Genomic DNA, 16929 nt, shown 5'->3' on the forward strand with positions numbered 1-16929 from the left:
AAGCGCGCCGGCAGCCCTCGGGTTGCCGGCGCGCTTCGTCGTGTGATGACCTCGGTGTCATCGGGAAAGGACATCGTGCTGGTTCTTCTGCCACCGTCCGAGACCAAGCGTCCCGGCGGATCGGGCGCGCCGCTGGACCTCACCCGGCTTGCGCTCGGTGCCCTCCAGCCACAGCGGGAGCGGACCGTCGACGCCCTCGTCGCGCTGTCCGCGGACCCGGACGAGGCCGCCCGCGTGCTCAAGCTCAGCGAGCGCCAGCGTAGCGACATCGCCGTCAACGCGGCGCTGCGGGAGTCTCCGACACTGCCCGCAGTGGATCGATACACCGGAGTCCTCTTCGATGCGCTGGCGGCAGGGGAGCTGGACCGGACCGCTCGTCGCTGGCTCGGTGCACACGTGATGATCCACAGCGCGCCGTTCGGGCCCGTGGGCGCTCTGGACGCGATCCCCGCGTACCGCCTCGCTGCCGGCACATCTCTTCCGGCGCTCGGTCCGCTCAAGCGTCTGTGGGGGTCGGCGGTCTCCGCCGCCGTCGCCGTTCATGCCCCGGCCTTTGTCCTGGATCTGCGGTCGGAGGCCTACGCGGCCCTGGGTCCGATTCCCGCGGAGGTTCCCCACGCCTATGTGCGCGTGGTGACCGCGGGGGAGGACGGCACGGTCCGCGCCCTGAATCACTTCAACAAGCATGCGAAGGGTGAGCTGGTGCGCCGGCTGGCCGAGGACCGGCCCCGGGTGCGCTCGCGTGACGGCCTGCTGCGATGGGCAGCTGGGGCCGGCGTGCTCTTGCGGGAACGCAACACCGAACTGGAACTCGTCGTCTGAAATCCGCGGACGCAGAAGGGGCCGGAGCAGATGCTCCGGCCCCTTCTTCTCGTGACGCTTACTTGATGAAGCGGAAGTTCACGGGGTAGCGGTAGCTGCCGCCGCTGTTGACCTTGAGCGCGGCGATGATGCAGAACACCACGTTCGCGACCCAGAGGAGCCAGGGCAGATTGCTGACCAGGCCTGCGACGCCCCAGGCGCCAGTCGACCAGAGGATCGCCGACAGGATGGCGGCGACGATGGCCACAGCGACCTGGCCGATGATGACGGTGATCTGCCAGTTCACCGCCTCCTTGCCCTCGACGCTCGTGCGGGGACCGCGATCCTTGCCGATGAGCCAGATGATGAGCGGCGGGATGATCGACAGGATGCCGCTGAGGTGCGCCCACATCGCCATCGTCTGATCCTGCTGGGGCGTGTAGGGGGCATTGCCCCCCGCGGCGTACTGGGGCTGGCCATATCCAGGCTGAGGCGCGCCGTACTGAGGGGCCTGCGGGGCGCCGTACTGCGGTGCGCCCGGCTGAGGAGCCTGAGGTGCGCCGTACTGGGGTGCCTGGGGTGCGCCGTACTGGGGTGCCTGGGGTGCGCCGTACTGGGGTGCCTGAGGTGCGCCGTACTGGGGCGCCTGAGGAGCGCCGTACTGGGGCGCGCCCGGCTGCGGAGCCTGGGGTGCGCCGTACTGCGGCGCAGCGGGGGCCTCGTACTGCGGGGGCTGCGGCTGTCCGCCGTTCGGGTCGTAGGCACCGGGCTGCGGCTGACCCGCTGCCGGGTCCTGAGCCGGCGGCTGCGGAGCGCCGTAGGGCTCCTGGGGCTGCTGCGGCTGTGAGCCGTTCGGATCGCTCATGTGGGGCCTTCCTTCTGTTTCGTTCCGCGCAGAAAATCAGGCGGGGCGCGGAATGCGAGGTCCGCAAGCAATAAAGGTAGTATGCACACCCCCGCGAGGCAACGAGGGACACCGCAATTGTCGTTCTCGGCGCCGCCTGCGCACACGCGCTGAACGGGGGATGCGATTCCCGCAGACTCGTGGCGCGCGCGGGAGGATGTCGCCCTCGTCTACTAGGATGAATCACAGCCTCGATGCGAGGTGTCAGAACCTGAGGGAGGCCCGGCGTGACGGAGCGCGGCACGACCGAATCCCTCGTGGTCGCGTTGCCGAGCGGTGATGACGTCACGCTCACCTGGTACGGCGCCACCGACACGGGTCGGCGGCGGGAGGTCAACCAGGACGCGTTCCTCACGAGCTACCCGCTGTTCGTCGTGGCAGACGGCATGGGCGGGCACATCGGCGGCGAGATCGCGAGCGCCAGCACGGTGGAGCGACTGCGCGCGATGGTGGAAAAGGGCAAGGTCACCGCGAAGGCCATCGAACGCTCACTGACGCGCGCCGTGGCAGACATCATGTCGCATCCGGAGACCACCGACGAAGGCACCGGAACGACGCTGACCGGTCTCTACCTCGATACGGACGCTGCGCGCGAATCGTGGGTGACCCTCAACATCGGCGACTCTCGTGTGTACCTGCTGCGAGACGATCAGCTCGACCAGCTCACCACGGACCATTCCGTGGTTCAGGAACTCATTGCCGCCGGACGACTCAGTCCGGAAGAGGCGGAGAACCACCCCTACGGCAACGTCATCACCCGAGCCGTCGGCCCCAGCGACAAGGTCGTCCCCGACTACGTGCGCGTGGAGATCTGTGACGGCGACCGCTTCGTCGTGTGCTCGGACGGGCTCACCAAAGAGCTCACCGACTACGGCATCCAGCACTTCCTCAATGCCAACCCCGACCCACGCGATGCGGTCGAAGCGATGATGCAGGCGGCACTGGAGAACGGTGGCCGGGACAACGTGACCATCATCGTGCTGGACGTCGCCCGAACGCCTTCCTCGCACTGACACCGTCACTCCGGCATCTCGTCGCCGTACGAGCATGAGGGGCTGAACGGGCGGTGGGCTTCCTCCCCAGCGCCCCAGCGTCGGAATGTCATCCCGATCGCCGGTGAGCGGCGCACGTCCGCCGCAGCGATCCGCCATCGTCGGGGGATGAGCTTCCTCCTCGCCGCGCAGACATCCCCCGGGGATGAGCCAGTCGCGCTGCCGCCCGCCCCATCGCCACAGCCGCGCGCACCTCTGCCCCTGGTGGCGGCCGTGGTACCCATCGTCGGAGCGATGGGCATGTGGCTGATGACGGGCTCCGCTCTCATGCTGTGGTTCGCGGCGCTCGGGCCGCTGATGCTCGCCGCGGGGCTCGCGGATCGCGCTCGAGGGCAGAGGCGGGAGAGCCGACGCGAGCGCGCCGCTTTCCTCTCGGCTGTCGACGCCGCCGCAGACACCGTCGCAGAACAGCATGCGCGGGAGCGCCGTGCCCGGTGGGCGGCGCATCCGAGTTCAGCGGACCTGCTCGCTGCGCCCGAGACCATCTGGCGCGCCCACCCGCAGAGGGACGGTACGGTGACTCTCGGCAGCGGAACGGTGGACGTGGCGAGCACCATCGGGCGGGGCGACGATCGACCGGAGGTGCGAGAGCTGCGTGCCCGGGCGCAGTCCCTTGCCCGGTCACCGGTCGCGGTACCCCTGAACGGGGACATTTGTGTGCGCGGCAACCCGGTCGCCGCGGCGGCGGTGGCCCGGGCGATCGTGCTGCAGGCCTGCCTGCTTCATCCGCCGGGGCGCTGGCAGGTGCTCGCGCGGGGAGAGGCGTGGGCGTGCGACCTTCCCCACGCCCTCGGCGCCGCCGACGCGCGAACGCTGGCGCTCGTCGGGCCGGCGGATCCTCGTCCACCGGCCGACGTGACCATCAGCTGGGTGGATCGCCAGAGCAGCGTTCCCACCGGCACGCCGACGGTGATCGAGCTGCAGGACGCGTTGAACGCCGTCGTCGGCCACGGCGCTGTCAGCGTCCCGCTGCGATGCGAAGCGGTCTCCGAGGCCCAGGCCGTCAGCACCGCGCACTCGCTGCGGGAACGGGCTCGCAGCGAGGCGTCCTCCGAGGATCCGTTCGTGCGCTTCGCGGAGCTGGGCGATGCCGAGGGTGAGCTCGCGGCCTGCATCGGCAGATCGGCGGGACAGGATGCCTCGCTGGACATCGTGACGGACGGTCCGCACGCGGTGGTGGTGGGTACGACGGGCGCGGGCAAGAGTGAGTTCCTCATCACCTGGGTCGCGGGTCTCTGCCGCGCGTCCTCTCCGCAGGCCGTGCAGTTGCTGCTCGCGGACTTCAAGGGCGGGACCGCGTTCGAGCCGCTCGCGGTGCTTCCTCACGTCGTGGGTGTGCTGACGGATCTCGACGGCGAACTCGCCGAACGCGCCGTCCGCTCGCTCGTGGCGGAGATCCGACGCCGGGAGGCGGTGATCGCTGCGGCCGGGGCGCGAGACATCGGCGACAGCCGCGTGGAACTGCCGCGCCTCGTCATCGTGGTGGACGAGTTCCCCGCGCTCATCGCGCAGCACCCCGAGGTCGAACCCGTCTTCACCGATATCGCCGCTCGCGGCCGGGCGCTCGGCATGCACCTCGTGATCGGTGCGCAGCGAGTGGCCGGAGTGGTGCGCGATGCCACCCTCGCCAACTGTCCGCTCCGCATCGCCCTGCGCGTGTCGAGCGAGCAGGACAGCCGCGCCGTGATCGGTGAGGACAGCGCCGCGCGTATCCCCGGGGGGCCGGACGGACGCGGTCTGGCGTATGTGCGCCGCAGTGGAGACGCCGTCCCGGTGCGCACCCGCATCGCGCTGACGTCGCCCGCCGATCTCGATCGGCTTGCCAGCACGCCCCAGGGTGAACGCCCCCATGCACGGCCCTGGCTGCCTCCGCTGCCGGAGCACATCGCCGTCAGCGACGCCGATGCTCTCATCGGGAGCGAGGCGTCCGGCCACGCGGGCCACCTCCTCATCGCTGTGGCAGACGACCCCGATCACCAGCGGCGACTGCCGGTGTGGTTGCGTGTCGGCGAGCGGGGACTCGTGCTGCTGGGGAAGGCACGGTCGGGCAAGACGACGTTCGTCGACCTCGTGGACGCCGATGTGGCGCACACGCTCCGGATCCCATCCGAGCCCGAGGCGGCGTGGGACGCCCTCGCGCGCTGGGAGGCGGACTCTCCCGAGCTCGTGCTCGTTGATGACCTGGACGTGCTTCTCACGATGTGGCCCGAGCCCTGGGCGGGGGACGCCGCGGCCCGTGTCGAGAGCCTGGTGCGCCGGGCCGGGATGACGGGCACGACGGTGGTGGTCACCGCGCAGCGCGCTTCCGGCCCGTGCGCTCGCATCATCGACCTCATTCCCCGGCGCGCCGTTCTCGCCCAGGCCAATCGATCCGACCATCTGCTGGCTGGCGGGGAATCATCCGGCTTTCGCCACAACCGACCTCCTGGACGGGCCACGCTCGATGGAATGGAGGTGCAGTTGCTGTGCCGTGACGACACCGAGCCGGATCGCCGAGTCGAGCGGGCTGCGGCACCACCGGTGAGTGCCGTTGATGTGGGTGAGCGTGGACCCGGTGCGGTGCGGCGCCGGACGGGCGGCGAGCTGCGGTCGCCCGGGCGAGAGCACCCGGGGAACACCTCGAACCCGCGGCCAGGACGACACGACTCCGCCGTGCAGCCCGGGGCCCCCACGCGATGGCGGCCCGGAGCGGACATCCTCACCGGGGTCGTGCTGCGCGGTTCGGCCGAGCGCCATCGTCACCTGGAGCGGATCTGGGCGGCGACACTCCTGTGCGTGTCCGAGGTCCCCGCCACCGACCTGGACCCACCGCGCGGAGTCGTGCTGGTGGGAGACCCCGAGCAGTGGCAGCGCGCGTGGCGGGTTCTCGAGGCCGTGCGGCGGGAGGGGGAGCTGGTGATCGCGGCGGAGTGCTCGGGCGATGTACGCACGCTGACGGGTGACCGCTCCCTGCCGCCGTTCGCGCTCCCCGGGCGTGCCTGGCTCTGTCGTATGGGCGGCGCGCTGACGCGGGTCTCGTGGGAATGAGGGGGATGCAGCGGTGCCGTGACGCGCCTGTGGCCGAGCGAGGATCAGAGATGAACTGTGGAGCGGATCCTGCCCACCGGGCGCCCGCCGCCGCGCACATCCAGTCCGAGGACGGAATCCGCCTCAGCCACCTGTGCCGCAGAGAGCGCCCCCGCCTGGCCGAGCAGATGCACGGCGACAGTATGCCCGACGCGCGTCGAGCCATCCAGGGTCTTCACGACGACGGTGGTCCCGTCAGCGGCGACCATGGTCTGCACGCCCTCGGCCCCGAACTTGGAGTAGACCCCGAGCTTCTCGACGAGTGCGCTGTCGGGTCGTCCCGGACCCTCGATGGTCCATGGGTTCTCGCGTACCGCTCGCATGAGTTCGCCCGCGAGGCGGTACAGCGCGAACGGCGATCGTTCCGACGCCGTGCCGACCCGCTGAATCGCACGAGCGAGCCCCGCGATGGTCATCGCGTACACGGGAGCCCCGCATCCGTCGATCGTGGTGATCTGCATCTTCTCACCGACGAAGCGCTCGATCACGTCACGCGTGTGCGCCTGCAGCGGATGTGCGGGGTCGGTATAGCCGGCGCTCTCCCATCCCGATGCCCGGCAGGCGAGCAGCATGGCGGCATGCTTGCCGGAGCACGCCATCCGCAGGGGAGAGATGTCCTCGCCGCGGCGGATCATGTTGTCGCGTGTGGCGTTGTCGGCGGGCCACGACGGCGGGCACTCCAGTGCGGAGGGCGAAAATCCGCCACCTCGCAGCATCTCCGTCACCACTTCGACGTGCAGGTCGGTTCCGACGTGACTGGCGGTGGAGATCGCGAGCTGTTCGCCGGCCAGTTGAGCGCCGGCGGTGAGAGAACCCAGCGCCTGCAGAGGCTTCAGGGTCGAGCGCGGCAGGATGAGCGCGTCCGAGGGGCCGAACGAGGCGCGCACCTCGCCGTCCGGGGAGAGCACGATCGCCGCGCCGGCGTGCCGTGACTCCACGAATCCGTTGCGGTCCACCACGGCCAGCTCGACCGCATCCTGCACACCGAAGGTTTCCATCACCGTCACCGTCCCAGCCTAGCGGCGCACGGCAGCGCTTCCGCGGCGTGCGCAACCGTCGGCGTGAGAGACTGCCAGCATGAGCGAGCACGAGTACCGTCAGAACGCGGAGTGGACCGGGAACACCGGAACGGGAACCACGGGCTACCGGGACTACGAGCGCTCCGTGACCGTCCGCGTGGACGGGAAAGCAGATCTGCTCGCCTCCGCGGACAAGCCTTTCCGCGGCGATCCGCAGCGGTGGAACCCGGAAGACCTGCTGCTGTCATCGCTGGTCTCCTGCCATCTGCTCAGCTACCTGCACGCCTGCGTCCTCGCCGGGGTGGTCGTGGTGGCGTATACGGACGACGCCTCGGGCACGATGGTGACCGAGGGCAACGGCGGACGCTTCACCGAGGTCGTGCTCCGCCCGCGTGTGACCGTGCGCGATGCCGACATGGTCGAGCGCGCCGCAGCCGCCCATCACGATGCGCACGAATGGTGCTTCATCGCGAACTCGGTGAACTTCCCCGTTCGCGTCGAACCGGAGATCGTCGTCGCCTGACGGAGCGAATCGCCACCGCCTCGCGACGCCTGGTCGCCGCCCCTCGCGGGATCAGCAGCGCGGGTGTGGCTGGTGTCCGCCGCCGGCATGGCCGCCGCGGGTCGTGTGTCGGCGCGGGTCGAGTGTCGGCTCCGGTCCTGTATCGGTTCCGGTCGTGTGTCGGTTCCGGTCGTGTGTCGGTTCCGGTCGTGTGTCGGTTCCGGTCGTGTGTCGCGCGGGCTCGTGAAGAAGTGTGGCTCGCGAGTTGGCGCGGCTGGTGACTCAGCATCGCTCGTGTATCGGCACTGTTCGTGAGCCGGCGTCGTTCGTGTGTCTGGACTGTTCGTGAATCAGCACCGCTCGTGTGTCGGCACTGTTCGTGGCTCAGCACGGCTCGTATGTCGGCACTGTTCGTGGCTCAGCACCACTCGTGTGTCGGCACTGTTCGTGACTCAGCACCGCTCGTGTATGGGGACTGTTCGTGAGTCGGGTCGTTGGCGGGTCGGCAACGTTCGTGAATCACCACAGTGGTGACTCAGCGCCGGTCGTATGTCGGTGCCGGCATGTCACTCAGCGCGGCTCGTGGCTCAGCGCGGCTCATGGCTCAGCGCGGCGCGTGACTCAGCCCGGCTCGTGGCTCAGCCCGGCTCGTGACTCAGCGTCGCTCGTGGGGGAGGACCTGCTTGATGCGCTCGATCGGGTTCTGAGCCGGGGCCTCGTTGTACACGCCAGCCAGCTCCTGGCCGGACAGGGCGTGGATCGCCGCCATGATCTCATCCGTGGCGAGGCGACGCGCACGCCCCGAGTCGGCGGCACCGTGACGGGTGACGTCGATCGGCTCGCCGAAGCGCACCGTGATCCGCTCCTTGCGGGAGGGGAACTTCGCTCCCTTCGGCAGGGCCTTGTCCGTCCCGATGAGGCCGACCGGGACCACAGGCGCGCCGGTCTGCAGAGCCAGGAAGGCGACACCCGTGCGCCCCTTGTACAGGCGCCCGTCCAGCGAACGCGTGCCCTCCGGATAGAGGGCGACCGCACGGCCCTGGTCGAGGATCTGTCGCTGCTGATCCAGCGCGTCCAGCGCCGCCTGGCCCGCGCCGCGTCGCACGGGGATTGCCCCGATGGAGGTGAAGAACGTGCGTGATGCCCACCCGCCGAATCCCGTGCCGTCGAAGTAACTCGACTTGGCGAGGAAGTGGACGGGGCGTGGAGCGGCGACCGGAATCGCGATCGAGTCGATGAACGAAAGATGGTTGCTCGCCAGGATCACACCGCCCGAGCGCGGAATGTTCTCGCGACCCTCGATGCGCGGCCGATAGATGAGCCGCGCGATGGGGCCGATGGCCAGCCGCCCGAGGAAGTACGCACCCCGGTTCATGGTGCCGGCAGAGTCCGTGCGGGTGTCGACTACGGGCGCGTCGGCGTTCTCGGACTCGTGAGAGGTCATTGGGAGATTTTAACGCGGCGCGCATTCCGAAGCAGGCATGCCCCGTTGCCCGCGCGCGTCCCGGCAGGGGCTGCTCGAAGCCCGGAGCTCTCAGCAGATCCGTATGGGGATGCGCGAGAATGAGGAATCCGTCCGAACAAGAGAGGTGCCTTCGTGCGCTCACGCCGCCTGTTCCCCCTGATCGCCCTCGGCCTCGCGGCCCTCGCGCTGACGTCCTGTGCGGGAACGTCCACGCCCGGCGCCAGTTCGTCCGCGTCAGCCTCGTCGTCGGCCTCCGCCGGGACCGCCGCCGCCACCGACGTCTGCGAGCAGCCTGCGGCCGAAGGCGACATCTCGAAGTCCGTCACGGTCACCGGCGACGACCTCGCCGCCGCCCCCACCATCACGATCGGTGATGCCACCGTTCCCACCGAGATCCAGCGCACGGTCGCCGTCGCGGGCACTGGCGACAAGCTCGCCGACGGCGACTATGTGAACTATGCCGTCACGATGTTCGATGCGGCGGGCAAGCAGACCTCGGACCAGGGCCACGACGGCACCGGCCTGAACGAGCAGCTCACGTCCACCACCGGCATCGGCCAGATCTTCGGCTGCGCGACGGTCGGCAGCCGCATCGTGATCACCGCGCCGCAGCAGGACGGCTCCGCCGGCTACTGGGTGTTCGATGTGCTCGGTGCTACTCCCGGCGCCCAGTGGTGCACCGTCTCGGAGGAGCCCGGGAAGCTGCCTGAGGTGGCATTCGATTCTGCCGGCAAGCCCACCATCACCATCCCGGCCGGCACCGCCGCACCCACCGAGGTGGAGCTGAGCGTGCTCACCGAGGGCGACGGCGACGTCGTCGGCGAGGGCGACAGCGTGACGGTCGACTACACCGGTGTGAAGTGGTCGGACGGCACCACCTTCGACAGCAGCTGGGACCGCGGCGAGCCCGCGACCTTCGCCACCACGGGCGTGGTCACCGGATTCAAGCGCGCATTGGAGGGCCAGAAGGTCGGCTCCACCGTGCTCGTCGCAATGCCGCCCAAGTGCGGCTACGCCGGAACCGGCAACGAGCTCGCGAACGAGACCCTCGTGTTCGTGGTGAAGATCGAGTCCGCCACCCCTGCGGCGGGCTGATCGGCATCTTCCGTGAGAGCGCGCCGTCCCGGTCGGGGGCGGCGCGCTTCTCGTGGGGCGGGTGGCGTGCCTCGTTAGGCTGAGGACATGCGTCGTATCCTCATACTCGGCTCCACCGGCTCGATCGGCACGCAGGCACTGGATGTGATCCGGGCCAACCCCGGACGATTCGAGGTCGCGGGGCTCGCGGCCGGGACGAATCGGGAGGCCGTCGCGGCGCAGGCGGCCGAGTTCCATGTCGAGCACACCGCGATGGGTGCCGTGGAGGCCGAGCAACTGGTGCGCGATGTCGAGGCGGACGTCGTGCTCAACGGCATCACCGGCTCGGTTGGCCTGGGACCGACGCTCGCGGCGCTGGAGAGCGGGCGAACGCTGGCGCTGGCCAACAAGGAGTCTCTGATCGTCGGCGGCGAACTGGTCACCTCCATCGCCGAGCCGGGACAGATCGTCCCGGTCGACTCGGAGCATTCTGCGCTTGCCCAGGCACTGCGCTCGGGTACGTCCGCGGAGGTCAGGCGCCTGGTCGTCACGGCCTCCGGTGGCCCGTTCCGCGGCCGCGATCGGGCTTCACTCGCGGACGTGACCCCCGCCGAGGCGCTGGCGCACCCCACCTGGGACATGGGTCGTGTCGTCACGACGAATTCCGCGACCCTGGTGAACAAGGGTCTGGAGGTGATCGAGGCGCACCTGCTCTTCGACATCCCCTACGACCGGATCGACGTGGTGGTGCACCCGCAGTCGGTCGTCCACTCGATGGTCGAATTCATCGACGGCTCCACGATCGCGCAGGCCTCGCCGCCCGACATGCGCCTGCCGATCTCGCTCGGCCTCGACTGGCCGCACCGCATCGGGGGAGTCGGTCAGCCGCTGGATTGGACCACCGCGACGAGCTGGACGTTCGAACCGCTCGATGACGACGCGTTCCCGGCGGTGCGGCTGGCCAAGCGTGTCGGTCGCGCCGGGGGCACCTTCCCCGCCGTCTTCAACGCCGCCAATGAGCAGGCCGTCGATGCGTTTCACCAGGGTCGGTTGCCGTTCCTCGGCATCGTCGAGCTGATCGATCGGGTCGTGGATGCGCATGATGCCCCGGCGGCGCTCACGCGTGAGTCGCTGGCGGAGGCGGAGGCCTGGGCCCGCCGGACAGCGGATGCCCTCATCGCGAACGCATAGTCAGTCTCATTGCGCTCACTTGGCTCCTTCCGCGCCGGGATAGGAGCCAACTGCGCGCAATGAAACGGGTCAGTCGGTGTACGGCACCGGCCAGCGCGGCGCGGGGACCGGCCAGCCGGCATCGCGCAGGGCGCGGCGCGCGAGCTCGCGCGCGGAGTACGGGGTTCGGACCCCGCGGATGTCGCGGTAATCCTGATGACCGGGACCGGCCCACAGGATCGCGTCGCCCTCGCCGACCAGCTTGACGGCCTCCACGATCGCCGTCTCGGGCGGTGAGAACTCGTGGATCTCGGCGTCCGGCTGTGCGAGCCGGGCCCCTTCGATCAGGGTGCGGCGAATGCCGCTCGGCTCCTCGAAGCGCGGGTGGTGGTCGGTGATCACCAGGATGTCGCTGCCCAGCACACCGGCGCGTCCCATGTCGTGACGCTTGGTGGCGTCACGGTCCCCGTCGGCGCCGAACAGCATCAGCACCTTTCCGGGCGTGACGCGCCGCACGGCCGCGAGAGTCTTCTCGAAGGCATCGGGGGAGTGCCCGAAGTCGACGTAGACGGCCGGACCACGCTCTCCCGAGACCAGCTCGGTGCGGCCGGGAAGGTACGCGGTGACACCGCCGTCACGATCGAGCGCTGCAACGATGCGATCCCAGTCGTAGCCGCCCTCCAGCAGCATCACGATCGCGAGACCGGCGTTGGCGGCCATGTGGGGGCCGATCACGGGAACCACGGTGGTGAGGCTGCGCCCGTCACGCGCGGTGAGGGTGAAGCGGGTGCCGGACTGGCGCTCCTCGACGATGTCCACCACCCAGTCGGCGGCGCGTGCCGCCTCGGGATCGGGAGCGATCAGGGGGGTGCCGATGGTGACCACCGGAACCCCGGCGCGCTTGACCACCTGCGCTCCCGCGGCGGAATCCAGGCTCACGACCGCGCGACGGGAACGCTCCGGCGTGAACAGCGGCAGCTTCGCCTCGAAGTACTCGGCCATGTCTGCGTAGTCGTCGAGGTGGTCGTGCGTGAGGTTCGTGAAGCCCGCGACATCGAACATGAGCCCGTCGACGCGGTGCCGGCTGAGCGCCTGCGCACTGACCTCCACGGCCACGGCCTCCACATGACGCTCACGCATCAGCGCCAGCAGCGCATGGAACTCGCTGGCCTCGGGCGTCGTGAGGCGGGAGACGATGACCTGTCCGGCGATGTGCCGCTCGGCGGTCGAGGACAGACCCGTGGTGACACCGATCTGGCGGAGGATGCCCTCCAGCAGGTGCGACACACTCGTCTTGCCGTTCGTCCCCGTGGTCCCGAACAGGAGGGGGAGCTCGTCGTCGGCACCGGTGGAATACACCCACGCCGACAGTGCGCCGAGCGTGCCGCGAGGATCGTCGACGACAACGATCGGAAGGCCCGCATCGGCGGCGATCGCCGCACCTTCCTCGTCGGTGATGATCGCGACGGCGCCCTTCTCCGCTGCGATGGGAGCGAACTCCGCACCGTGCCGGTTGACGCCGCGAATCGCCACGAAGGCCTCGCCGGGGCGGAGATCGGCGGTGGCGAGGGTGATACCGGTGAGGACCACATCCGCGACGTCTCCGCGAGTGCCGACGCCGAAGCGGTCGGCGAGCTCGCGCAGGGCGCGGTGCGGCGGGTTCTCCGGGCGGAGGACCGGCGGAAGGTTCGGGGTGGAAATGTCGCTGCTCATGGCTCATCCATCATTCCACGCGGGCGCGTTTCGCGAGGCGGCGCGCCCGATGCGAGACGCATCCTGCACCGAGGCACACACCACTCAGCACGGTGTCGTGAGCTGCGGGCGTCGGGTGGATTCATGAGCCAACTCAAAGGCAGCGGGCGGTAGCCTCCACATGTGAGCGTCGTCTACTTCATCATCGGTATGGCCGTGATCCTCGTGGGGCTGGCCGTGTCGATCGCGCTGCACGAGATCGGCCACCTCGCCCCCGCGAAGCTCTTCAAGGTGCGCGTCGGTCAGTACATGATCGGATTCGGGCCGACCATCTGGTCGCGCCGCTTCGGTGAGACCGAGTACGGTTTCAAGCTGCTGCCCCTCGGGGGCTACATCTCGATGGCCGGAATGTATCCGCCTTCTCCGAAGGGAAGCCGGGCGGGGCGGGCCGGTGCCGGCTTCTTCGCCACCATGGTGCAGGATGCCCGCGCAGCCAACGACGAGACGCTCGACGGCTCCGAAGACCGCACCTTCTATGCGCTTGCGACCTGGAAGCGCATCACCGTGATGCTCGGCGGTCCGGTGATGAACCTCATCCTCGCGATCGTGCTGTTCACCATCGTGTTCAGCGGGTTCGGTGTGCAGACGGCCACCACGACCCTCGCGAGCGTCAGCCAGTGCGTCCAGCAGTCGGATGTCGCCGGAAACACCTGCGCACCCAGCGACCCGGTCGCCCCGGCGGCGCAGGCTGGCCTCCAGCCGGGCGACACCATCCTCGCCATCGGCGGCACCGCCGTGCACGAGTTCTCGGACGTGTCTGCGATCATCGCCGCATCGGCGGGCAAGCAGCTCGACGTCGAGATCCGCCGGGACGGCGCCGAGCAGACGGTCCAGCTCACGCCGCTGCTCACGGAGCGGCCCGTGGTGGGATCCGACGGCAACGTCGAGACCAACACCGATGGCACCACGAAGACGCAGCCCGCGGGCTTCATCGGCGTGGTGGCCCAGACCGCGATGGTGCCGCAGCCGCTGTGGGCGGGCCCGCAGCAGGCGATGAACAACGTCGGCGCGGTCGCGGGGGTCATGGTCCAGCTGCCGCAGAAGCTCTACGGCACCGCGGTATCGCTCTTCACCGGCGCCGAGCGCGACCCGGACGGGCCGATATCGCCCGTCGGGGTCGGCGTCATCGCCGGCGAGGTCGCCGCATCTGACGCGCCGCTGGCCAGTCGCGTGGCGGGCATGCTCAGCCTGGTCGCCTCACTGAACGTCGCGCTGTTCGTCTTCAACCTCATCCCCCTGCTCCCGCTCGACGGCGGCCACGTGGCCGTTGCTCTCTGGGACGGTCTCAAGCGCACGTGGGCGAAGCTGCTGCGCCGCCCGGCGCCGAAGCCGGTCGATGCCACCAAACTTGTTCCGGTGACGTTCGTCGTCGTGGTGTTCCTGATTGCGATGGGTGCGCTGCTGGTCGTCACCGATGTGGTGAACCCGATCAGCATCCTCGGAGGCTGAGGCTCCCACCCACTTGGCGCCTGGTGCGTGCCCCGGGGCGCGGCCAGGGCGGTGTGCGGCCCGTGCTGTGGTCTCACCATCCGCGCCGAGCAGTCATCCGCTCGACAATTCCTGAGACCGCTCGGGGCTCCGGTCTCACTTTCGGTACCACCATCCGGTCGGCGGTGCGGATTGTGAGACCCATGCGACGGGGCCGACCAGCCTCGAGCGTCAGCGGCGGCGCGAGCGTGCGACGGGGCTGAGCGCGACCGCGGCGGCAATGAGTCCTGCGCCGATGACCAGCAGGACGATCGACCCAGCCCAGTCCGCACCACCGCCACCGCTCTCACCCGTGAGCGACACGCGTCGAGGATCCGCCGTGTCGTACGTCACGGTCAGCGTCTCGCCGACCTGCGGTTCGCTGCCGCGGTGGTTCGCGGTGCCTTCCTCATAGCGGGTTCCGTCCACCGTGTACTCGACGGTGGGGAAGTACCGCTTGCCCATTCCAGTGCCCGACGCGTAGTCCACCTGCGTGACGGTCGCCTCGATCGGGGAGGAGGCACGCGAGGCCTCGACGGCGTCGGCGCCGATCTGAACCCCACCGAACACCAGAGCCGCCAGGCCGATCGCGAGGGAGAGCACCGACCAGGGCCAGCCCCATCCCCGCGAGCCCTCCCGGGGCATCAGGCGAGGGCCTGAGCGACGAGCCGCTCCAGCGTGTGCAGACCGTCCCTGGACAGGATGGACTCGAGGTGCCCTTGCACCGACGCCGTCCGGGGGCCGCGCAGCGCGTACACGTCGCCGCGGTCGTCGGCGGAGACCTCCAGATCGCCGACGGCGGTGGTGCCGGGGGAGACGCGGGCGGTGAAGGTGTTGTAGAAGCCCACCGATGCCGGCTCGCCGAAGACGTCGACCGTCTTCTGGACACCCTGGTGCGGCGAATCGAGCGGGCCGAGGTCGATGCCCACCGAGTCGGCGAGGATCTGGTGGCTGAGGCAGACCGCGACCAGAGGCTGATGCGCCGAACGGCGGGCGGTGACGACATCGCGCATGCGCCGGATACGTGCACTGGCATCGTCGCGCGGGTCGCCGGGGCCGGGGCCGGCGACGACCAGATCGGCTGCGGCAACCTGCTCGTCGGTGACCTCGTTCCAGGGCACGATCGTGGCGTTCAGGCCGAGGTGGCGCAGCTGATGCGCGAGCATGGTGGTGAAGCGGTCCTCGGCGTCCACGACCAGGGCGCCGGAACCGGAAAACGGCCCGGCGATGGCGTCGTCGGCGCCGTCCTGGGGGTTCATCCAGAACGGCGCGAGGCGGCCGTTTCGCGAGGCGAGGAGCGCGGCGATCTCCGGATCCGCGGCGAGCGAGATCGGCTCGGGCTGCGGTGCGTCGGGGTCCTCGTCGGCCGCGGTGGTGGGCACGTCCCGGGGGATCGCACCGATCGCACCCAGCACTCCGGCCGCCTTGCCGTGGGTCTCGCCGACCTCACCGGCGGGATCGGAGTGGCGGACGAGGGTCGCACCCACCGGGACACGCAGACGGCCCTCGACGAGGTACGCGGTGCGGATGAGGATCGGCGCGTCGAGGTCGTGGCCACCGTCGTCGTTGGGTGTGAACAGCGCCGCGACGCCGGAGTAATAGCCGCGCGGCGTGCGCTCGTGACGCTGGATCACCGTGCAGGCATTCTGCATCGGGGAGCCGGTGACGGTCGGGGCGAACATCGTCTCGCGGAGGATCTCGCGCGGGTCCATCCGGCTCGTACCCCGGAGCATGTACTCCGTGTGCGTGAGCCGCGACATCTCCTTGAGGTGCGGGCCGGTGATGCGTCCGCCATCGCTGCAGACGGCCGACATCATCTTGAGCTCTTCGTCCACCACCATGAACAGCTCCTCGGTCTCCTTCGTGGAGCGGAGGAATTCGCTGAGGGACTCCTTGGTGGCGCCGCCCGCCGGGTGGCGGAACGTACCCGAGATGGGGTTCATGGTCACCACGCCACCCTGCGCGGAGACGTGTGCCTCCGGGCTGGCGCCGACGGCGACGTGGCCCTCGGTGACGACGGCGAAGGTCCAGTAGGCGCCTCGCTCGTGTTCGAGCAGGGCGCGGAACCAGGTGAGCGCGGCCACGCGGGGATCGGTGTCGACACCGGCGACATAGTCACGGCGGATCACGAAGTTGGCGCCCTCGCCGCGGCCGATCTCATCGCGGATGACCGTGCGGACGATCTCGGCGTACTCGTCGTCCGAGATGTCGAAACCGGCGTCGGTCAGGGGGACGGGCGTTGTCGGAAGCTCGGCGATGAGCTCTGCCCGAGGCACGCGGACGTGCTCATCGATCACGAGGGTGCGAAGCGGTGCATCGTCGTCGTGGGCGGAGAAGCCCCGCTCGCGCACCTGACGGTAGGGCACCAGCGCGAACACCTCGCGGGGCGTGCCGTCCACCACCAGCGGGATGTCCGAGAGCAGGTCGACGTCGGACACCTCGCCGGTGAGGATCTCCACATCCGGTGAGCCCTGGCGGGCGAGCAGCACGAAGGCGCCGGATGCCGGAATCGCCGACTCGTGCTCGGCTTCCACGGACGGATCGGTCTCGGGCGTCAGCGACCCGGTCATGTGTTCTCCTGTTCGGGGCGGAGTCTGATTCGAGGGCTCGAAACAAGAAAGACCGCCCATTGCGGGGCGGTCTGGAATCGTGGCTAC

Annotated in this window: 13 protein-coding genes; 7 read left to right on the plus strand and 6 right to left on the minus strand. The window is 69.7% G+C overall.

The genetic code is table 11. The features are described from left to right. Positions 1-75 precede the first annotated feature (75 nt). Positions 76-822, plus strand: coding sequence for a YaaA family protein (locus LQ566_RS00005; protein WP_231091329.1), 747 nt, complete (start codon positions 76-78; stop codon positions 820-822). Positions 823-880: 58 nt separating this feature from the next. Here LQ566_RS00005 and LQ566_RS00010 read toward each other — a convergent pair whose 3' ends face one another. Further along, entirely contained in the window at positions 881-1666 is a 786-nt protein-coding gene (locus tag LQ566_RS00010) for a DUF4870 domain-containing protein (protein WP_231089503.1), read from the minus strand. Positions 1667-1962: 296 nt separating this feature from the next. On the opposite strand from LQ566_RS00010, the gene LQ566_RS00015 reads away from it, so the two are divergent. Beyond that, positions 1963-2718: a PP2C family protein-serine/threonine phosphatase gene (locus LQ566_RS00015; RefSeq protein ID WP_231091330.1), complete on the plus strand. Its 756-nt coding sequence runs from the start codon at positions 1963-1965 to the stop codon at positions 2716-2718. A 147-nt stretch (positions 2719-2865) separates the two neighbouring features. Further along, positions 2866-5784, plus strand: coding sequence for an FtsK/SpoIIIE domain-containing protein (locus LQ566_RS00020; protein WP_231089504.1), 2919 nt, complete (start codon positions 2866-2868; stop codon positions 5782-5784). Between the two features lie 44 nt (positions 5785-5828). Here LQ566_RS00020 and LQ566_RS00025 read toward each other — a convergent pair whose 3' ends face one another. After that, entirely contained in the window at positions 5829-6824 is a 996-nt protein-coding gene (locus tag LQ566_RS00025) for an asparaginase (RefSeq protein ID WP_372459785.1), read from the minus strand. 76 nt (positions 6825-6900) lie between these two features. Between LQ566_RS00025 and LQ566_RS00030 the strand changes: the two genes are divergently transcribed. After that, positions 6901-7365 (plus strand): OsmC family protein, encoded by a 465-nt coding sequence (locus tag LQ566_RS00030; RefSeq protein WP_231089505.1) that lies wholly within the window; start codon positions 6901-6903, stop codon positions 7363-7365. A gap of 634 nt (positions 7366-7999) precedes the next feature. Here LQ566_RS00030 and LQ566_RS00035 read toward each other — a convergent pair. Next, positions 8000-8719, minus strand: coding sequence for a lysophospholipid acyltransferase family protein (locus LQ566_RS00035; protein ID WP_231091332.1), 720 nt, complete (start codon positions 8717-8719; stop codon positions 8000-8002). 222 nt (positions 8720-8941) lie between these two features. Here LQ566_RS00035 and LQ566_RS00040 point away from each other — a divergent pair, with 222 nt between their 5' ends. Together LQ566_RS00040 and dxr are read left to right on the plus strand one after the other, a co-directional pair. Continuing rightward, on the plus strand, positions 8942-9904 hold the full coding sequence (locus LQ566_RS00040) for an FKBP-type peptidyl-prolyl cis-trans isomerase (RefSeq protein WP_231089506.1): 963 nt from the start codon (positions 8942-8944) through the stop codon (positions 9902-9904). An 87-nt stretch (positions 9905-9991) separates the two neighbouring features. Then, the gene (gene dxr, locus LQ566_RS00045; protein WP_231089507.1) at positions 9992-11074 is read left to right on the plus strand and encodes a 1-deoxy-D-xylulose-5-phosphate reductoisomerase; all 1083 of its coding nucleotides are present in this window, start codon (positions 9992-9994) and stop codon (positions 11072-11074) included. Positions 11075-11143: 69 nt separating this feature from the next. Here the strand turns inward: dxr and LQ566_RS00050 are convergent, their stop codons facing one another. Then, the gene (locus LQ566_RS00050; protein ID WP_231089508.1) at positions 11144-12766 is read right to left on the minus strand and encodes a Mur ligase family protein; all 1623 of its coding nucleotides are present in this window, start codon (positions 12764-12766) and stop codon (positions 11144-11146) included. A 162-nt stretch (positions 12767-12928) separates the two neighbouring features. Here LQ566_RS00050 and LQ566_RS00055 point away from each other — a divergent pair, with 162 nt between their 5' ends. After that, entirely contained in the window at positions 12929-14254 is a 1326-nt protein-coding gene (locus tag LQ566_RS00055) for a M50 family metallopeptidase (protein ID WP_231089509.1), read from the plus strand. A gap of 210 nt (positions 14255-14464) precedes the next feature. Here LQ566_RS00055 and LQ566_RS00060 read toward each other — a convergent pair whose 3' ends face one another. Together LQ566_RS00060 and LQ566_RS00065 are read right to left on the minus strand one after the other, a co-directional pair. Next, positions 14465-14917 carry a DUF3592 domain-containing protein gene (locus LQ566_RS00060; RefSeq protein ID WP_231089510.1) on the minus strand — a complete coding sequence of 151 codons (453 nt, stop codon included), beginning with the start codon at positions 14915-14917 and terminating at the stop codon, positions 14465-14467. Continuing rightward, on the minus strand, positions 14917-16842 hold the full coding sequence (locus LQ566_RS00065; protein ID WP_231089511.1) for a chorismate-binding protein: 1926 nt from the start codon (positions 16840-16842) through the stop codon (positions 14917-14919). The genes LQ566_RS00060 and LQ566_RS00065 overlap by 1 nt, the downstream gene beginning before the upstream one ends. Positions 16843-16929 lie beyond the last annotated feature (87 nt).

The organism is Microbacterium nymphoidis, assembly GCF_021044885.1.
Taxonomy (GTDB): Bacteria; Actinomycetota; Actinomycetes; order Actinomycetales; family Microbacteriaceae; genus Microbacterium; species Microbacterium nymphoidis.